This window comes from Vibrio sp. CB1-5 (genome assembly GCF_059412285.1).
Genome location: NZ_JBJHPB010000041.1, coordinates 13249 through 32204, shown reverse-complemented (window position 1 = coordinate 32204; position 18956 = coordinate 13249). Strand labels below are relative to the sequence as shown.

The window sequence follows — 18956 nt, the reverse complement described above, 5'->3', positions numbered from 1 at the left end:
CATCTTCAGTGATGGTTAAGGTGCCAAGCGGAAGCTGGCCATTGTCGTTCGCGACGCTGGTCACTGTAGTGCTGAACTTGTTCTCACCGGCGTCATTGTCGGTGATGGTGAGCGACAGATTGTCGCCAGCGACCAAGAGACCTGCATCCACATCGGTGTCTCCTTTCACTGTATCGGTCGTTGGGCCGGTGATGATGGTTTCATCTTCGGTGCCGTTGATGGTAACGGCGATGGTGTGTTCTGTGCCATCAGCAGACGTCACGATAAATTCTTCAACCAACTTATCGCCAACATCCAGAGCTTGTACAGCCGCTAGTGAATTGTCTACTGAGTACGTCCAAGTGCCATCAGCCGCCATAGTAAGCGAGCCGAGCGTTGACCCTACTGGTTCTGCGTTTCCAGGATTAAACGTCTCCTCATCTGCATCTTTATCACTGATAACCAATGTATCGGTTGCCACTAGGTAGCCAAGAGCATCTGTGTCTGCATCTTCAGTCAATGCAGAGGAGTAACCACTGACAATCTGCGGTAAGTCATTGGTACCGACGACGGTAATCGTCAATACGTCGGTGTTGATTGCGCCAAACTCGTCTCGGATGGTAACTGGGTAGGCAATGTCTACAGTATCTCCAGCATTAAGAGCTTGAGTGGCCGCTGCGTCATTATCGATCTCAAACGTCCACTCACCATTTGGCTTCATCACCAACTGTCCGTACTCACTCGTACCATCTTCTACAAAGAAGGTGAAGGTTGTGTCATCATCAACGTCCTCTCCGACAAGAGTTCCGGAGGCAAGTGACGTGCCTTCAGTATTGTCTCCAGACTCAATAACGTTACCAACTAAGTCGCTTGATGAGGATATTGTAGGTTGGTCATTAGCACCAAAGATCTCAATGGTAACTGGTTGTATGACGAAAGCACCGGATTCATCCGCCACCTTGATATTGAACACAGCCTCAACCGTCTCACCTTCTTTCAGTGACTGAGTAATCGCTGCGCTATTGTCTAAAGTGAATCGCCATTCGCCAGTTAACTCGTTTATGGTAAATTCACCATAATCACTCTTGTCCGAAGTGGTAAAGCTTAGCGTTCCATCACTGTCCGCCGCTCGTATGGTACCAAAGTCAGACACCTTACCTGGAAACAGTGTGCCATCATCACGATGACCCGCCTCATTCACAGCTCCGCTGGCTCCCCTTCCATCCTTTATTTCCGGAGTATCATTTGTACCGATAACAGTAATCGCGACAACCTGTTCACTGCGGGCGCCAAACTCATCGGTAACAGAAACCGTATAGTTCAGTGTTTTCGTTTCACCTTCACTTAATGCCTGGGTCACCGACGCTTCATTGTCGAGCTCAAACTGCCATTGACCATTTTCATCGACAGTGAATGAACCAAAGTCATTTTGCTCAGACTCAATTGCAAATGTGAGAATCGCATCCGCATCAACATCGGTAACGGATAAAAGACCCGAGGCTAGATTATCGCTGCCGATACCATCACCCTGCTCGGTCACAGTTCCAGCAGCATCACCACCTGCATCGAATATCGGTAAATCGTTAGTGCCATTGATAGTAAGCGTTAGTGTTTCAGCAGTGACGGCGCCTTTATCGTCGGTGACGGTTACCTCAAACTTGGTGTTTATTGAGTCGCCTTCTTTTAAGCTTTGCGTCGCAGAAGAGCTGTTATCCAAGGTAAATACCCAGTCGCCCGTTTCGGGATCGACACTAAGCTGACCGTATTCATTGGTATCGTTTTCTACACCATAAGTCAGCACGGCATCCGTATCATTATCAGAGGCACTAATGCTACCGGAAGCCGTATTCACACCTTCTACAACTTGGCCATCATCGAGATTACCATCCTCAACTAAGTTACCTTGCCCTACTTCGTCAATAACCGGTATGTCATTGATTGGATTGATTTCTAGTAACACACCACCCGTTTGCACGGAATCCAGTTGACCCTTACCATCATCAACGCTATAGGTAAACTGACCCGCATCTTCACCAAGGGTATATTCCTGAGGCGCATCGAACTGTAGATTCTCAAATTCAGCTTGAGTCAGGATCTGTCCCAGACTAACCGGTGTACCGTCAGCGAGCGTCACTTGTCCCAGTTTAGGAAGTTCTGTGACTGTAACAGTCAGTACGTCACCGTCTGCATCCGTAGGAAAGCTCAAACCCAAGTCTCTGTCTTGTGACTCTTCATCATAGTTTCGAGCTTCAAATAGAGTAACAGGCGCACTGTTCGTTGCGATATCTAATAGAGCATTGGTCTGTGTTTCTGTCAGACCTTGTCTATCAAGACCAAGGGTTTCAAAAAACGTAGCAGCTAGGACTTGTGGATTAATTGCTTCGACGGTGGCGGCGTCAGTGATACTAGAGCTTAATGAGCCACCTGCTGCTGTGGCTTGGTCTTCATTTTGAGTGGGATCAGCGCCAGCCTCGATTTGAGCGATAATAGCGTCAGCATCGAGATCGTTGGTTGAAATACTTGAGATATCCTCATCCTGATTTTGGGAGCTAATCTGAGCAAATAGTATTTCCCGCAGTTCAACATCAGGAACCAGGTTATCAGGCGACAATTCTATGTCACCTGGTCTCATTTCAGCGCCCTCAGGCAACAAGACAATTTTGCCATTTGAATCAAGAACTAACGTTCCCGACAGTTCCACTAGACCCAATAATGCAGCAATACTCATGGCGAACTCCTTGAACAACCGTCGCAATCTATCCAGTCAATCTTCTACATTCACTGAAGCAACTCATTGTTTATTAGATATTTTATATATGTTCAGTGTAGGACTGTTGAAAGAGATTTCTAGTTTACTTTTTATAAGTAAATAACAATAAAAATCATACTTTTAAACCCATCAAGACCACAAAATGTTCAAATTCTCAAAAAAGACATAATCTGTGTCTACTATGAGAAGGTTTATGGAAGAATGGATGGGATGCAACGGATAATTAGTAATGGTTTGTCGAGATGAGTCTAAAGCGTGTCAAGAAGGTCCGGGTTCACACCAAACCCAGTTTTATGCTCTTCTATCACGACTTCACTTCGTGTTTGTATAACACCAGGCAATGTGCCCAACTTAGTGGACATGAAAGATTGATAAGACTTCATATCTTTGGTGCGAACTTTGATCATGGTGTCGAAGTCACCAGAAAGAGAATAGCATTCCTCGATTTCTGGCATCAGTTCAACGGCCTTAGCAAACTTTTCAAAGATAGAGAAACTCGTCTGATCGAGACGGATATGAATAAAGACCTGAACATCCAAGTTCAACTTTTCTGGGTTGAGCTCAGCATGGTAGCCAAGGATAAACCCTTCTTTCTCCAGCCGTTTAACGCGATCAGAACATGGAGACGTCGTAAGGTTGACGAGCTTTGCTAACTCGACAATAGGCATACGACCTTTACGGCTGAGTATTCGAAGGATTTCCAAATCGATTTTATCTAGAGCAAGCGAAGCCATTGATTTAACTCAAATGAATTGGAGATTTCACGATTGTAAATCAAAGGTTATGCTTGTAAATAGATATGAGATCACAAAGTTGTGACAAATCCCACTAATCGATAACAGTTTACACTGTGAATCTAAGCCAAATTCGTTTGGCCTGTGATGACTGTTTTTACAGACTCTTGGTTCTGGCTATTGCAAACTCGGCAATACAATTGACGCTCTAACTTGTAGTATCCACTACCGTTAACAAGTTGAGACATAAGCATTTGGAAGCTTTGAAGCGCGGATGAACTGTCATTATGACTGCGGCGCATGACTGCTTTATGGGCGGTGTCTTTCTTGCACGCTGCGCAGTAGTTAGTCGGCATTTGAGGTGTCTCCATTTGCATCTGATCGTTTCGTGACCATATTGTGTTGAAAGTGGGTCGATTTACAAAACGATCATGCCAAAAAATGTGGTTGGTATTCCAAAATAACGTCATTATTTTGCGAAAATTTGATCAAGATTTCGAAATTTACTTACAAACAGCTCGATAAATACGATAAATACGGAACTCGTCCGCAAAGATCATAAAAATGACGGCAAAATACGAGAAGCGGGTTCAAAATTCACATCCTACTAACGCAAAAAAGCCTGCAATTAGTGCAGGCTTTGCGTCATATCCACTGTAATTTCAGTTATTTCGCAGGTTTTACCTTAAAGAAAATGGCGAACAATACAGGGACTACGATGAGTGTTAATACTGTTGCAAAGCCAAGACCTGCCATTATCGTGATCGCCATTGATCCAAAGAAGGCATCAAACACCAACGGTATCATCCCTAAGATGGTAGTAAGCGCCGCCATACTCACTGGACGCACACGACTTACCGCACTATCAACCAACGCTAAATAAGGGTCTTTGCCACTATCAAGTTCCAAGTTGATTTGATCCATAAGTACAATACCGTTTTTAAGGATCATGCCACTAAGACTAAGTAGACCCAGCAACGCTGTGAAACTGAATGGCATATTAGATACCAGCAAACCAAACGCCACACCAATGATAGAAAGCGGCACCGTGAGCCAAATCACCAACGGCTTCTTAAACGAGTTGAAAAGCAACATAGTGATGATGAACATCAGCAAATAGCCCATCGGCAGCGACTTAAACATCGCCTCTTGCGCGTCTTTTGATGACTCGTATTCGCCACCCCATTCGATCGTGTAGCCAGCAGGTAGAGGCAGTGATTCTACCTGTGGCTTAACACGAGCGAATAAACTTGCCGCCGTTTCGTCACCCAATACATCATGGTCAGCGAGCACGGTTAGCGTGCGTTTTCTGTCACGGCGTTGAATAATCGGCTCTTGCCATTCCAACGTGACGTTATCAATCACCTGCTCCACGGGCACATACGTTTGCAGCATTGGGCTCCAGATAGAGATATTTTGCAGCGACGCGTAATCAACACGCTCAGCTTCCGTTAATCTGGTTACGATTGGCAGCATCTGCGTACCATCGCGGAACACGCCAATCGTGTTACCACCGAACGCCAATTGCAGGGTGCTTGATAGATCTTCTTTTGAGATACCCAAGCGGCGCGCTTTTGACTCATTAAACTGAGGTACTAACTTCTTAGTACGCTCACGCCAGTCATGACGAACGTTTCTCGAACCAGGGTCGGCAAGCAATACATCTTCAACTTGCACCGCAATATCACGCAGAACCTGCGGATTTGGACCAATAATGCGTGCCTCAATCTTTGACGCTGGCGACGGACCAAATTCCATCAGTCGTAGTTGGAACGTAGGTGCTGCAAATTGAGTAGACAATTCCGCGTCTAACTTATTGAGCAATTCGAACATGTTATCGCGGCTAGTTGTGCGCACTTGCAGCTGTGAATAGCCTTCGTAACTTTTCTCTGGTTGATAAGTCAGCATGAAACGTTGCAAGCCTTGTCCAACCGTCGAAGACACAAACTCGACATTGTCCTGCCCTTGGATATACGCCTCTACCTGCTCGGTTTGCTTGAGCGTTTGGCGAATGTCCGTGCCTTCTGGCATCCACATATCGACAAAGAACATTGGCGTATTTGACGGTGGGAAAAACGACTGTTTTACCAGACCAAACGCCATGACTGCAGAGACTAGCAGCGCAATCATACCTGCCACCGTGAGCCAACGTAGTTTTAGTGCCAACTCCAAAGACCAACGGAAGACAGTAAACAGAACGCCTTTGTAAGGGTCTGCATCTGCAGCTTGGTCATTCTTATCCGATTCTTTCAGCAGGATATCGGCTAGGAACGGCGTTAAAGTCAGTGCAGTGATCCAGCTTAGGAACAACGAATAACACAATACCCAAAACAGCGAACCCATGAACTCACCTGTCACGTCTTGTGACAGACCAATGGGAGCAAACGCAGTGATTGCGATGACTGTTGCACCAAGAAGCGGCCACTGGGTTTGCTTAGCGATGCTCATCGCAGCTTGCTTCTTAGTTTGACCTTGCTTAAGCCCGACCAGAATACCTTCGACGATCACAATGGCATTGTCCACCAGCATACCTAGCGCGATAATCAGTGCGCCTAGTGAGATACGGTGCAGCTCAATATTGTTGATACTCATCATAATGAAAGTACCAAACACCGTAAGCAGCAGTACCGCGCCAATAATGATGCCGCTGCGCATACCCATAGTGAACAGCAGCACCACAATCACGATACCCACTGCTTGAGCAAGGCTGACAACAAAGTCTTGAACCGACTTATCTACTTCCGCCGGCTGGTTATAAAAGTAGTCGAGGTTAATGCCTGCTGGCTTGATGTTCTCCAGCGCTTGAAGCTGGGCATCTAACGCTTTACCCACCTCAACCACGTTGACGCCCGCACCAAAAGAGATCGCTAAATTGATGGCAGGTTTACCGTTAAAAGTAATCACGTTCGATGGCTTCTCTTGGATGCCTTTGGAAATCTCAGCCACATCTTTTAAGCGGATCAGGTTGCCTGTATCTCGGCCGTGAATAATCAGGTTTTCGAGTGACTCTACAGAACGAAGGCTGCGACGAAAAATGCCGTATTCCATAACATCGTCAGTTACCCTAGAAAATCAATATGACTCTTCTCAAGATGCTCTAGCGATACCATCTTCAACGTTCTTCAGACAAAAAAATGCCCCGAATCCATCGGGGCATTGTTGTTTATTGTGTGAGATTAATCTAACTCAACCAAGTTCTTCTCAAACGTCGCATGTTGTGCCTGAACGTCTTTATCAGGACCACCTGTCATTGAACTCACTACCATGATTGAAATCCAAGATAGAATGAATCCAGGAACAATTTCGTAGATATCAAAGATACCACCAGAAAGCTGTTTCCATACTACGATAGTCACACCACCAACGATGATACCAGCGATAGCACCATTACGGTTCATACCAGCCCAGTAAAGGCTAAGTAGGATTGCAGGGCCAAACGCCGCACCAAAGCCTGCCCAAGCGTAAGATACTAGGCCTAATACCGAGCTGTCTGGGGTCATTGCAAGTACAAGAGCAATCACAGATAGCAGGATAACGCCTACGCGACCCACCATCACAACTTGCTCAGACGTCGCGTCTTTGTTGATGATTTGCTTGTAGAAATCTTCTGCCAATGCTGAAGATGACACCAATAGTTGTGAATCCGCCGTACTCATGATTGCCGCTAGAATCGCTGCAAGCAAGATACCCGCAATCACTGGGTGGAATAGTGCATTAACAAGCAGCATGAAGATCTTCTCACCATCAGCTAGAACATCACCACCAGTATTAGTGATGTACACTAAACCTACGACACCCACCAACAATGCACCAATCATAGAAAGACCAGACCAAATAACCGCGATGCGGCGCGCTGTCGTTAGATCTTTGTTGCTACGTGATGCTTTGAAACGCGCCAAGATGTGTGGCTGACCAAAGTAACCAAGGCCCCATGCAACCAATGAAATGATGGCAATGGCAGACAGAGGCTGACCTTTCGCGTCATTCCAAAGTGTCAGTAGTTCTGGGTTAATCGCTTCTAAATCTGCCGTTAGCTGACCAAGACCACCTTGCATACCGATGACAGGGACAATCATTAACGCTGCAGCCATGAGTAGGCCCTGAACTAAGTCCGTCCAAGATACCGCAAGGAAGCCACCAAATAGCGTGTAAGACACCACACAAACGGTGCCGATAATCACGGCGATTGTGTAGTCTAAGCCAAATACCGTTTCAAACAGTTTACCGCCTGCCACTAGACCAGAACTGGTATAGAAAAGGAAGAAAAGCAAAATAAAGAACGCAGATACAACCTGAATCACCTTAGAGTTGTCGTTAAAACGACGAGACAGGTACTCAGGAAGGGTCAGAGCGTCAGTGGTAATACTGTAAGTACGTAGTCGTTTCGCGCAGATAAGCCAGTTAAGCCAAGTACCCACTAATAGGCCACCTGCCAACCAAAATGCCTCAATACCCGCTGCGTAGGCGTAGCCCGGCAAACCAAGTAGCAGCCATCCACTCATGTCTGATGCACCAGCGGATAGCGCTGCAGGCCAAGGGCCTAAAGAGCGTCCACCAAGAAAGTAGTCGCTTGAGTTCGCTGTGCGCTTATAAGCGATCACACCGATAGCAAGCATCATCGCCAAGTAAGCGATAAAAGTTGTCGTAATAGCGAAGCTATTTTGAATCATTATTATTTCCTCATCCTAGAATTCAGCCTCCAACATGCTTAATGCTGGAGGCTGGTAGGGCGGCGTGGAGCAGGTCGAAGACCTTAGCCACTAGCTACCAAGTTCAAGCAAGGTAGCGTTGCCCCCCACTGCTGTGATGTTGATGGTTCTTGTTCTTTCCGTTATGAACCTCAACACTAGATTCGGATCGTGCGACGTTGGAAGTGACACCAGATCCGTTTCAGACACCAAAAGACCTATCGCTCCATCGCGATTAGCCAGTTGATGGTTAACCTGCCATTGTGTTTCTTCAGAGCCTACAAGACCGACTACACGAACATCGAAATCGATGAAGGTAGAGGCCTCTTCTAAAGCGACAATCTGGACTAGGTTAGAAGGCAATTGAGAACGCTCGACTGCCGACATTAAAATTTGATTAAACTTCTCGTTACCAGAGCAAACAATGACGCCATTGCCAGCAATGAGCGCAGCTGTTATCTGCGCCACTGCAGCGATTTTTGCTTGCGCCTTTTCACTCTCAATCACCACCAGAGCCACGCCACGACCTGCAGCGTAAAGCTCATTGGTTTCGCCTGTTGGTCCCGGCATCACATGCGGGTTAGCCAGCAGGATATTGGCTTGTTGAACATGAAACGCCATCACGCTTGCTAGCGTCGCGTTGAGCTCTGCCATATTGCGCTGAACAGAAAGCAAGCACTCACGCTGCTCAGCAAAATCGGTAACATTCCAGCTCTCCCATGCATTCAAAACATCAGAGAAAATTGTTGCGTTATTAACCATGACTCTTTCTCCTTACTTTGAAATGGAAGCGGTGCCGTTGACGACATCCGTGAAACGATACAGATAGTGTGGGCCACCAGCTTTTGGTCCCGTACCCGATAGCCCTTGTCCACCAAACGGTTGAACACCGACTACCGCACCCACCTGATCTCGGTTGATGTAGCAGTTACCGACACGAACGTGTTTCTCGATCCATTCGTAAGTCGACTCGTTACGGCTATGTACGCCAAGCGTAAGACCAAAGCCTGTCGCATTGATGCTGTCGACTACTTTAGGCAGCTCAGACGCTTTAAAGCGTACAATGTGTAGGATTGGTCCAAAGTGCTCTTCTGTTAGAACGGAGATATCCGAGATTTCAAACGCACAAGGTGGAACAAAATCGCCCTCTGCACATTCATCATCGAGAGATAGCTGAGCGACTTTCTTGCCTTGCTTAGTCATCGCTTCAATATGAGCAAGAAGCTTTTGCTTCGCGTTGGCATCAATCACTGGGCCAACATCAGTCGCATGTAGGTATGGCAAGCCAACTTTCAGCTCATCCATTGCGCCTTGAATCAGATTGATCACGCGCTCTGCAATATCTTCTTGGATATACAGCACACGTAGAGCACTACAGCGCTGACCCGCCGACGCAAACGCAGAGCGAACCACATCACGCACCACTTGTTCTGGGAGCGCAGTAGAATCCACAATCATTGCGTTTTGACCGCCAGTTTCGGCGATAAATGGCACTGGTGCTACTTGGCGTGCGGCCAAGGTGCTATTGATGCGCTGCGCAGTTGGTGTCGAACCAGTAAAGGCTACACCAGCAATCGCGTTGTGAGAGGTTAGAGCATGGCCCACATCCGCGCCGCGGCCCGTAATAAGCTGGATTGCGCTTGCTGGGAAGCCCGCTTCAAGCATCAGCTCAACGGCGCGCACTGCAATGAGCGACGTTTGTTCAGCAGGTTTAGCAACTACGGTATTACCTGCAACCAAAGCTGCGGTCACTTGACCTAGGAAAATAGCCAGTGGGAAGTTCCACGGGCTGATACAAACAAACACACCACGACCACCGCGAGTCATCGACTTAGATTGACCATCAAAACCAAGTACCGATTGTGTCTTGAAGATGTGTGGCTGCTTCGCGTAGTAACGACAGAAGTCGACCGCTTCACGCACTTCGTCGATGCTATCGTGAATGGTCTTACCCGCCTCTTGATGACAAATCGCCACTAGCTCGTGCAAATTCTCTTCTAGCTTATCCGCTAGTTTAAGTAAGCACTGACTTCGCTCGGTATAAGGAAGCGTTGACCAAGATGCGAATCCTTCTTCAGCAACCTTGATAGCTTCGGAAACATGATCAAGGTTAGCCATAGCGACCTGACCAACAACAATTCGACGATCATACGGTGCAGTAATCGTATCTATTGCAGCACCTGCCTTGATCATGCTTTCGTATTGAGACTGCCCATTGATGATTGGCGCACCCTGCCACTGCTTGCTACGGAAAACGTCCACTTTGTGTTCGTACTCTTTCACTTCACTCTCGATATCCACATTCACGCCAATCGAGTTTTTGCGGTCGCTAAAGATTGCCGGCGGCAGTTCAATGTTGGCGTTATGCAAGGTGTCGTTCGCGATGAGTGCATCGACTGGGTGAACCGTCAGGCTCTCAACAGGGCAACGAGCATCAACTAGACGGTGTACAAAGCTGCTGTTCGCACCGTTTTCTAGCAGTCGGCGTACCAGATATGGCAGCAGATCTTTGTGGCTACCCACTGGCGCATAGATTCGAACCGGTTGCTTATAAGTATCCATCACATGGTCATACAGGGAATCACCCATACCATGTAGACGTTGGAATTCGTAATCGGTGTGCTGCGCCATAGTCGCAATCGCCGTCACCGTGTGCGCATTGTGGCTCGCAAACTGCGGGAAGATGTTTCCACGCACATTGTCACTAAGAAGGAAGCGAGCACACGCTAGGTATGCCACGTCCGTCGCTTCTTTACGGGTATAAACCGGATAGTTATCGTAACCCGCTTGCTGAGACCACTTGATCTCGCTGTCCCAATACGCGCCTTTCACTAGACGAAGCGGGATCAAATCACCCTGCTGTTTCGCCAGTGCATTGACCCAAACCAGCACAGGAAGTGCACGTTTAGAATACGCCTGAATGACTAGACCAAACTTACCCCAACCTTTAGCGACATCGCTGCGGTACACCTTTTCAAATAGCTTGAGAGAAAGCTCAAGACGGTCGGCCTCTTCCGCATCAATGGTAATCGCAACATCAAGCTCGCGAGCACGAGTCAGCAGTTGAGTCAGCGTATCACATAGCTCGGTTAGCACGCGCTCTTCGTTCGCCACTTCATAACGAGGGTGCAGTGCAGAAAGTTTAATGGAAACAGACGGCGCAGGACTGGTATCTAAACCGTATTTATCACTGCCAACTGCCTCGATTGCCATGAGGTAATCTTTGAAGTACTTATCGCCATCAGCTTTGGTTAGCGCCGCCTCACCCAACATATCAAACGAATAGGTAAAACCGCGGTCGCGCATTTTCTTACCATTCTTCTGCGCTTCACCAATACTACGGCCGAGTACAAACTGATGGCCCATGACCTTCATCGCCTGATACATGGCTTTGCGAATCACTGGTTCAGAGAATTTGTTCACCAAGCGGTTAACCGCTTTTGCTGGGCTTTGAGATTGTGAATCTGGCAGACCCACCACTTTACCCGTCAGCATCAAGCCCCAAGTTGAAGCATTCACAAACACTGAGTCAGAATTCTTCAGGTGTGACTTCCAGTCAGCCACACTGAGCTTGTCGCGGATAAGCGCATCTGCCGTTGCAGAATCAGGAATACGCATCAAGGCTTCCGCGAGACACATCAGTAAAATGCCTTCTTGAGTATCCAAGCTGTACTCAAGCAGCAAGGCATCAATCATCTGAATCGCATTTTTGTCAGCACGAATGGCTTCAATGAGCGGAGTGGTGTTCTGTGGGATCTGCTGGGCTTCGTCACCTTGCGGTGTGGCCAGAGGTAAAAGCTGTTTCAACCATTGAGACTCATCCACCATATAGAGTGGAGAGATCAGTGACCAGAGCTGTTCAAGCGGCTGCTCGACAAACTCCGTTTTTAGCACATCTGTTGCTGTAAACATGTGTGTTCCTCAATCTCTACTCAGCCGAAAACATCGACTGAACTACTACAATGGCAGGCAGTGTATTTTGAGCGCTTGAGAATTACTTGTCAAAAACTCCGTTGTTTTTGCATTTTTCTACGCTTTGTAACAATTTAGGAACATGTTCACAATTATAATGTGACACAAAGAATCATTGCTGGGACATAATTTACAACTTGTTACTCACGTTCTTTTTGAAAATTAACATTTACTAAAAATATATAATCTACATACATAACCATGGGAGAGATATATGAAATCCAATATCATCTTTGCATCTATAAATTAGATTAATATACTCAATGAATAATATTTTTACTTTTGATAGGTAGATCACCAAATAGTTGCAAATAAATGATTTTACTTTTTATTTTTTGAAATATAATCACAGAAAATTATTCTAATGTTGTTCAATAAAAGAGAAAATCAAGTGAAAAAGTCAGTATTAAGCACTGCAATTCTATCTGCAATTGTATTATCAGGCTGTGGTGGCTCTAGTGATTCAAGTGATGAAGATGGCATTGTTCAAGGCCGCACAATTACTGTTATCGATGGTTATTTGGAAAACGCAGAAGTTTGTGTAGACCGAAATAATGATGGTGCATGTAGTGAGGATGAAGTAATTGGTTCTACCAATCCGAAGGGTCAATTTACTATTTCTGCCGAAGATAAAGATTACCCAGTCATCATCCGTTCTATCGCGGGTAGCACGAAAGACGCAGATCGTGTTGGCTACGCCACTCAAAGTTATGAAATGACGGCAGATTCTAGTTCTAGCGTTGTTACACCATTCACGACTTTAGCGAATGCTAACAAAATGCCAATTGAAGATTTGGCGGACGTACTCAACTTAGATAGCAGTGTAATCTCTGGAGATTATGTCTCACTAAAAGATAATACGGATAAAGCTGAGGATGCAATTAAAGGGCATGCGCTAGCCCGCAGTTTAGTACAAGAGCTACCGACAGAATCAGCAAATATTAAAGGTGACGAACTAGAGAAAACTGCACTTGAAATTAATGACGTAATCAACCAACACAACGGCGATATTAACGAAATCGAAGGATATGATATTGTTAAAAATGTGGATGGCGATTATGAAGCTGTCGAAGTAATCAACAATCTACAAAATTATTTGATAAAAGGCAATACAGATAAAGATTCACCAACGTCTAAATGGACTCTTGCAAACTTCAGTAAACATTGGGCAGCAGAAGAAGGGGTGTTTAACGTTTGGTTGACAGAAACCGATATTTGTATCGATGAAAATAACGCTATTGACTGCGACACTTACAGTGTAGACGGAGATGTACTCACTATTGCTGGCGAGAGCAATGAGTTCATTTACACATCAACCAACTTAGCATTTGCAGTACCAAATGAAGGCGATTTGACGCTTTGGACGACAAATGACCTAACAACATCTATGAACTTCACAAAAACAGATTTTGAAAACAAAACTTGGTTCATTGTGATGGATGACTCAAATACCTCGATTTCAGAGCCTGTTTACGGCGAATTCCGTTTTGGAAAATTCGACGAAAAAACGCAAACGGGTGAAGTCATCCTCATTGAAGATGGTGAAGAGTACCCAACTACTTGGTCGCTTCCAAATGGTAACCTACGCATTGAATTTGACCAACAAGCTGGCGACAACCCACTTGTTATTCGCTACGCTACGACGAACGGTGAAATCATGATTGTTAACGATGTAGATCAGCACGCAGATGTTTATGCAATGATGACCCAAGACGAAGCGTTAGCATTAAACATCGTAGTTAAGTGGGAAAACGCGAGTAAATAACCCACTTTAGGTCATTCGCTAGCAGCACTTTGAAGACGCTAGCGAGTGACCTACATTGCTCGACTTTAATCTGTCTCATCGGCAACAAAGCTACCACTTACTCGCAATGTTGTATTACTAATTCCTTTCTTCATCACAAAAACAGATAGAAGACCAAGCTATAGAGACCAGGTTAGCTGTTGCCATCGCTTCTTCTCACCAAGCGCTTTAAGCAAGCGGCATGGATTCACTAAATAGACGTGGTCAGCATACTCACACAGTGAGCGATCGTTAATAGAATCTGTATAAAAGTGAATGGGAGTATAGGGCTGTAAGCTCACATCAAGCCACTGCTGGAGCCTCACTACTTTACCTTCTCGATAGGTGGGCGTGCCTTCAATAGTGGCGGTGTAATGGCCACCTTCTTCTACCAAATCAATCCCCATCGCCTCATCAATGCCAATACGCTTACCGATAGCCGACACCAAAAAGCTCACAGATGCAGAGAGAATAACTGACCGAATCTTGTCACGTTTAAGCTGTTCAATGAGTGTGGCAGCTTGTGGATATAGACGAGGCAATATCTTCTCATCAATGCATTGTTCCACCAGCAAAGACACCGTCTCTTTTGATACGCCAGATAGAGGGGACATAGAGAACTTCAGATACTCTTCCATTTCCATTTTTCCTTGCGCATAAAGGTCCATCAGGCGCTTATCTTCCTCCAGAAAGCCGGATTCAGTCGCTATCCCTTTTTCGACCAAAAACTCATTCCACAACATGGCACAATCGGCATCAAACAACGTTTCGTCCATGTCGAAGACATAAAGAGGGTTAGACATAGTGATCAATCTCCAAACAAGTTATCGATGAATACTATGAAATTGATGTGACAGTTTAGAGCGAGGTTGTTGACAGTTTTGTGTCGGCCTAAACCGCGTGATGAAGCGACTCTCCCTTTCATCATTAGTAATGAAAAGAGAGAGTTGTGTGATTAGTGTTTGTATCTAAAGGTGTTGCTATCGTCGATAACATCAATTTTCACAGGCAATGTGCCCTTATTAATGTTACCAATTTGCTCAAAAGACTTTCGTGACAGGTCAATGACTCGGCCTTTTACAAACGGGCCTCGGTCATTGATCTTCACGTCCACCGTCTTGCCATTGGCAGTATTGGTCACTCGGACAATCGTGCCAAATGGCAGAGTTTTATGAGCAGCAGTATACGCCCTCATGTTATAGCGCTCGCCACTTGCAGTACGTTTACCGTGGTACTTACTGCCATACCATGACGCTTGACCCACAAGTTCATGGGACTTGGAGTAACGAGTTGTTTTTTGATTATCAATGGAGGCAGTTGAAGAACAGCCTGCTAAGACAATGAGAATAAGAGCACTAAAAGCTAAATGCAGTTTTTTCATGTTGATTCAGTACGCGATTGTTATTGGGTGTTTGTCCGATGATTAATTATCGCTGATTTTTCTTCATACAGAGTTTATTTGGCGTCATAAGTATGAAAGCTCTAGGAAATAATCGGTCCAATAGCTGTCGTTACAAATGCCAATATCTAGATTTGAGACTAAGAAAAGCGCTTGCGGTATTGTGAAGGGGAAACACCTTGCAGCCTTGAAAACGCGTGCGTGAAGGTACTTTGGCCAGAAAAGCCAGTAAGCTCAGCAATTTGCCCAAGGTTTAAGTGACCTTGCTCGATGTAGCGTTTCGCCGCATCGACACGCTTATTAAGCACGTACTGATGAGGGGTAATACCCAATTGCTCTTTGAACAGCATATGGAACTGACTCTCGCCAAGAAAGATGCTGCCCGCTAACTGAGCGACAGAGATCTTATGAGCAAGGTGCTGTTCGATATAACGATCGATTTGTTCGAGATCGAATCGAGAATCACGCAGTGAGGTTTTTAGCTCCGAGATATGGCGCTGCAGCAAGGCAACTACCGTATCGTTACATGCGCGGCTAAGCAGCAGATCATCCGGACTGCTTTTCATTTCCGCCACCAGCATCTGAATCAGCTTTTGGATTTGAATATCGAGCTGAAAGTAGGTTTTACTATGCGATAACTCATTGATTCGTTGAAGAAGAACCGGATCATCATCACTTGGCAATGGCATATTCAAAACTAGGATATCAGGCTGATCAATCACACCACCGAAAGCATGATCAAGGTTTGATGTCACCACACAGCCTTGACCGGGCCCAACAAGGTTGCCAATTCCACCCACTTCGAACTCGGACTTTCCCTTTAGGCCAATGACAACTTGGGTATAGTTATGCTCGTGAGAGTCCATATGGGAAGGCAAACGCACGATTTCTGCAGGCTTGATAATTTTAGGTGCTAAGGAAGCATGATCAAGGATGTTATTGTTTCGGTCAACCATGTTTCCGGCCTCAATGTAAATGGAATATCGATCCGCGGAGTATACCGATTTCCAATAAATATGGGAAAGTGAATAGCGCTATCGCTTGCTGTTATGAGGCTTGCGATGTATGAATCTTCAACAATCAGGAACATAAAAAAGGATCCTTGCTTGATCAAGCTTCCGGAACAATGATCATGCAGAGACAAGTTACGGTGGTTGTAATTTGTACTAAAGCTGGCCAGAAATATAAAAAAAGCTGCGAAAACCGCAGCTTAGATTAATTTCAATGCCTCAGCATCGATTAAGGTGCCAATCGCTCAGCATCCCATTGACCTGTTCCATCTTTGCTAAATAGGAAGCGGTCATGCAAACGGTGCTCACCGCCTTGCCAAAATTCTATGGACTCAGGACGAATACGATAGCCACCCCAAAACGTCGGTACAGGGATCTCGCCTTTAGCAAATTTCTGTTTCAATTCCAGAAACTTACCTTCCAATACGCCACGCGCCGAAATACGACTACTTTGCTTACTCGCAATCGCTGCAAGTTGGCTCTCTTTCGGACGTGAAGTGAAATACTTCATGTTCTCCATTGCCGTCAGCTTCTCTGCTACGCCAGTAATATGCACTTGACGCTCAAGAGTGTGCCAAGGGAAATGCAAACTCACCTTGTTGTTTTGTTCGATGTGCGCTGCTTTGCGACTACCAAGGTTGGTGTAAAACACAAAGCCGTTCTCATCGACACTTTTCAACAAAACAATGCGCTGAAATGGCATACCATTTTCGTCAACCGTTGCCACTGTCATCGCGGTTGGATCGCTAAGCTTAGCTTCCACTGCCTGCGCAAGCCACTTGTTAAATTGATCAATCGGGTCGTCTGCCAAGTCTTTACGACGCAAGCCACCTTTCGAATACTCACGGCGAATATCTTCAATTCCCATAACAACTCCTCACTTTTTTGTGAATTTTGCGCCGATATGTGACAGAAAACAACCCGAATTCCCTATCTCGACGTCGATTTTTGAATTCTATCGCCTAGTTTGTCACTAATGGGTGATGCGTTTCTACAAGCCAGACAATATTTCGATAATTCATTACTTTATATTCACCACGTCACTGCTAAACTTTTGGGTAACGCTAACAACGAAGTGTCCCTTTAACGAGCGGTCACACCGTGAACTACGTCCAATAATGCATGATGGATCGACTCTTTCTAAGACAACAGGTTACAGATGGATAATCTTAGTAATAGAATCAAACTATTAGTCGACCCCTGAACATCACCCCTGCGGATGGAATATGGATAATAAAGAATACAAAAAGGTGTCGGACGCCGAGCTGGATTACATAGATGATAAAACCGCCGCGCTGCTACTCAATACCCCCACCAGTGCCCGCATAATGCTTTGGGTTATGGTGGCGTTTTTCATTTGTGCCATTGTTTGGGCCGCTTGGGCGGAAATTGATAAAGTCACCGTCGGCCAAGGAAAAGTCGTTCCCTCTTCACAGGTACAGGTGATTCAAAACCTCGAGGGCGGCCTCGTTAAAGAGATTCTGGTTCGAGAAGGTGATTCCGTCACTCAAGGTCAACAGTTGCTTCTCATCGATGATACCCGTTTTCGTTCGGACTTTCGTGAGCGTGAACAGCAAGTTCTCAACCTTACAGCGAGCGTGTTACAACTCTCAGCCTCGCTCACTAGCATCATTATTGATGAGTCTAAATCAGGAAGCAATTGGCGAGAGTCTGTCACACTCGATACCAATAAGCTCGCCTACCCCCCGACATTTGAAGAAAACAACAAGAGCTTAGTGTCTCGCCAAAAAGCAGAGTATCGCCAAGATCTCAATGAACTCCGCAACGAGATCTCTGTTATTGATCAGCAGGTCAAGCAGAAACAACAAGATCTTGTCGAAATGCAAGCTCGAGTCCGAAACCTAAGAAACGGCTATAACCTAGCCCGCGACGAGTTAAATATCACCAAGCCTTTGGCCGATGAGGGCGTCGTCCCTAAAGTTGAATTGCTGAAACTACAACGACAAGTCAACGACACAAGGCGAGAACTGACTTCAACAGAACTTAAACTACCGGCTCTGCGATCAGCCATAGAGGAAGCCAAACTTAGTCGTATCGACATTGCTCAAAAATTTCGTTCAGAGCAGCAAGAGAAACTCAACGAAGCACAAGACAGACTCTCTTCTATGACCGAATCGGCCGTTGGCCTTGAAGATAGAGTAAACCGTACCGTTGTAGTATCTCCTGTCAACGGCACAGTAAAAACGCTCAACGTCAACACGGTCGGAGGTGTTATTCAGCCAGGTATGGACATAGTTGAGATCGTCCCAACTGAAGACACCCTGCTGGTTGAAGCCAAAATTGCCCCACAAGACATCGCGTTTTTACGCCCAGATTTACACGCTATTGTGAAGTTCAGCGCCTACGAGTTTACCAAATACGGCGGATTGGATGGAACGCTGGAACACATCAGCGCGGATACCACTCAGGATGAGGAAGGCAACAGCTTCTATATCGTTCGAGTGAGAACCGAAAAGACTAACTTCGGTCACGATGAAACCTTGCCTATTATTCCTGGCATGACAGCATCGGTTGACATCATTACGGGTAAACGCACGGTATTGGATTATCTGCTCAAACCAATAATAAGCGCACAAAATAACGCTCTAAAAGAGTAAAGG

Annotated in this window: 12 protein-coding genes and 1 pseudogene; 2 read left to right on the top strand and 11 right to left on the bottom strand. The window is 45.8% G+C overall.

Annotated elements, in window-relative coordinates; all coding sequences use genetic code 11:
* The 7 genes and pseudogenes from ACJB0T_RS20605 to putA all read right to left on the bottom strand — a co-directional run.
* On the bottom strand, positions 1-2707 hold a 2707-nt coding region (locus tag ACJB0T_RS20605), incomplete at its 3' end, for a VCBS domain-containing protein (protein WP_495292932.1).
* A gap of 290 nt (positions 2708-2997) precedes the next feature.
* A complete protein-coding gene (locus tag ACJB0T_RS20600; protein WP_128649976.1) occupies positions 2998-3483 on the bottom strand; it encodes an Lrp/AsnC family transcriptional regulator in 486 nt (161 codons plus the stop codon).
* Positions 3484-3605: 122 nt separating this feature from the next.
* Positions 3606-3854, bottom strand: coding sequence for a hypothetical protein (locus ACJB0T_RS20595; protein WP_479294505.1), 249 nt, complete (start codon positions 3852-3854; stop codon positions 3606-3608).
* Between the two features lie 295 nt (positions 3855-4149).
* Positions 4150-6507: pseudogene (locus ACJB0T_RS20590) on the bottom strand (efflux RND transporter permease subunit); the annotation flags it as partial.
* Between the two features lie 152 nt (positions 6508-6659).
* Positions 6660-8153, bottom strand: coding sequence for a sodium/proline symporter PutP (putP, locus tag ACJB0T_RS20585; RefSeq protein WP_479294504.1), 1494 nt, complete (start codon positions 8151-8153; stop codon positions 6660-6662).
* 90 nt (positions 8154-8243) lie between these two features.
* Positions 8244-8933 carry a 1-pyrroline-5-carboxylate dehydrogenase gene (locus ACJB0T_RS20580; protein WP_479294502.1) on the bottom strand — a complete coding sequence of 230 codons (690 nt, stop codon included), beginning with the start codon at positions 8931-8933 and terminating at the stop codon, positions 8244-8246.
* A 12-nt stretch (positions 8934-8945) separates the two neighbouring features.
* Positions 8946-12083 carry a bifunctional proline dehydrogenase/L-glutamate gamma-semialdehyde dehydrogenase PutA gene (putA, locus tag ACJB0T_RS20575; RefSeq protein ID WP_479294500.1) on the bottom strand — a complete coding sequence of 1046 codons (3138 nt, stop codon included), beginning with the start codon at positions 12081-12083 and terminating at the stop codon, positions 8946-8948.
* Positions 12084-12534: 451 nt separating this feature from the next.
* On the opposite strand from putA, the gene ACJB0T_RS20570 reads away from it, so the two are divergent.
* Positions 12535-13908 carry a hypothetical protein gene (locus tag ACJB0T_RS20570; protein ID WP_479294498.1) on the top strand — a complete coding sequence of 458 codons (1374 nt, stop codon included), beginning with the start codon at positions 12535-12537 and terminating at the stop codon, positions 13906-13908.
* Between the two features lie 158 nt (positions 13909-14066).
* Here the strand turns inward: ACJB0T_RS20570 and ACJB0T_RS20565 are convergent, their stop codons facing one another.
* The 4 genes from ACJB0T_RS20565 to pdxH all read right to left on the bottom strand — a co-directional run bounded on the left by ACJB0T_RS20565 (position 14067) and on the right by pdxH (position 17203).
* Positions 14067-14729: an HAD family hydrolase gene (locus tag ACJB0T_RS20565; protein WP_479294496.1), complete on the bottom strand. Its 663-nt coding sequence runs from the start codon at positions 14727-14729 to the stop codon at positions 14067-14069.
* A gap of 152 nt (positions 14730-14881) precedes the next feature.
* On the bottom strand, positions 14882-15307 hold the full coding sequence (locus ACJB0T_RS20560) for a septal ring lytic transglycosylase RlpA family protein (RefSeq protein WP_112460529.1): 426 nt from the start codon (positions 15305-15307) through the stop codon (positions 14882-14884).
* A gap of 158 nt (positions 15308-15465) precedes the next feature.
* Positions 15466-16281 carry a helix-turn-helix domain-containing protein gene (locus ACJB0T_RS20555; RefSeq protein ID WP_479294494.1) on the bottom strand — a complete coding sequence of 272 codons (816 nt, stop codon included), beginning with the start codon at positions 16279-16281 and terminating at the stop codon, positions 15466-15468.
* 283 nt (positions 16282-16564) lie between these two features.
* Positions 16565-17203 carry a pyridoxamine 5'-phosphate oxidase gene (gene pdxH, locus ACJB0T_RS20550; RefSeq protein ID WP_479294492.1) on the bottom strand — a complete coding sequence of 213 codons (639 nt, stop codon included), beginning with the start codon at positions 17201-17203 and terminating at the stop codon, positions 16565-16567.
* Between the two features lie 358 nt (positions 17204-17561).
* Between pdxH and ACJB0T_RS20545 the strand changes: the two genes are divergently transcribed.
* Complete coding sequence (locus ACJB0T_RS20545) at positions 17562-18953, top strand: HlyD family type I secretion periplasmic adaptor subunit (RefSeq protein WP_479294490.1); 1392 nt, start codon at positions 17562-17564, stop codon at positions 18951-18953.
* Positions 18954-18956 lie beyond the last annotated feature (3 nt).

Excerpts from the sequence above, each read along its gene's own strand:
- ACJB0T_RS20600 (WP_128649976.1), bottom strand. The coding sequence starts at position 3,483 with ATGGCTTCGCTTGCTCTAGATAAAATCGATTTGGAAATCCTTCGAATA.
- ACJB0T_RS20595 (WP_479294505.1), bottom strand. The coding sequence starts at position 3,854 with ATGGAGACACCTCAAATGCCGACTAACTACTGCGCAGCGTGCAAGAAA.
- putP (WP_479294504.1), bottom strand. The coding sequence starts at position 8,153 with ATGATTCAAAATAGCTTCGCTATTACGACAACTTTTATCGCTTACTTG.
- ACJB0T_RS20580 (WP_479294502.1), bottom strand. The coding sequence starts at position 8,933 with ATGGTTAATAACGCAACAATTTTCTCTGATGTTTTGAATGCATGGGAG.
- putA (WP_479294500.1), bottom strand. The coding sequence starts at position 12,083 with ATGTTTACAGCAACAGATGTGCTAAAAACGGAGTTTGTCGAGCAGCCG.
- ACJB0T_RS20565 (WP_479294496.1), bottom strand. The coding sequence starts at position 14,729 with ATGTCTAACCCTCTTTATGTCTTCGACATGGACGAAACGTTGTTTGAT.
- ACJB0T_RS20560 (WP_112460529.1), bottom strand. The coding sequence starts at position 15,307 with ATGAAAAAACTGCATTTAGCTTTTAGTGCTCTTATTCTCATTGTCTTA.
- ACJB0T_RS20555 (WP_479294494.1), bottom strand. The coding sequence starts at position 16,281 with ATGGTTGACCGAAACAATAACATCCTTGATCATGCTTCCTTAGCACCT.
- pdxH (WP_479294492.1), bottom strand. The coding sequence starts at position 17,203 with ATGGGAATTGAAGATATTCGCCGTGAGTATTCGAAAGGTGGCTTGCGT.
- ACJB0T_RS20545 (WP_479294490.1), top strand. The coding sequence starts at position 17,562 with ATGGATAATAAAGAATACAAAAAGGTGTCGGACGCCGAGCTGGATTAC.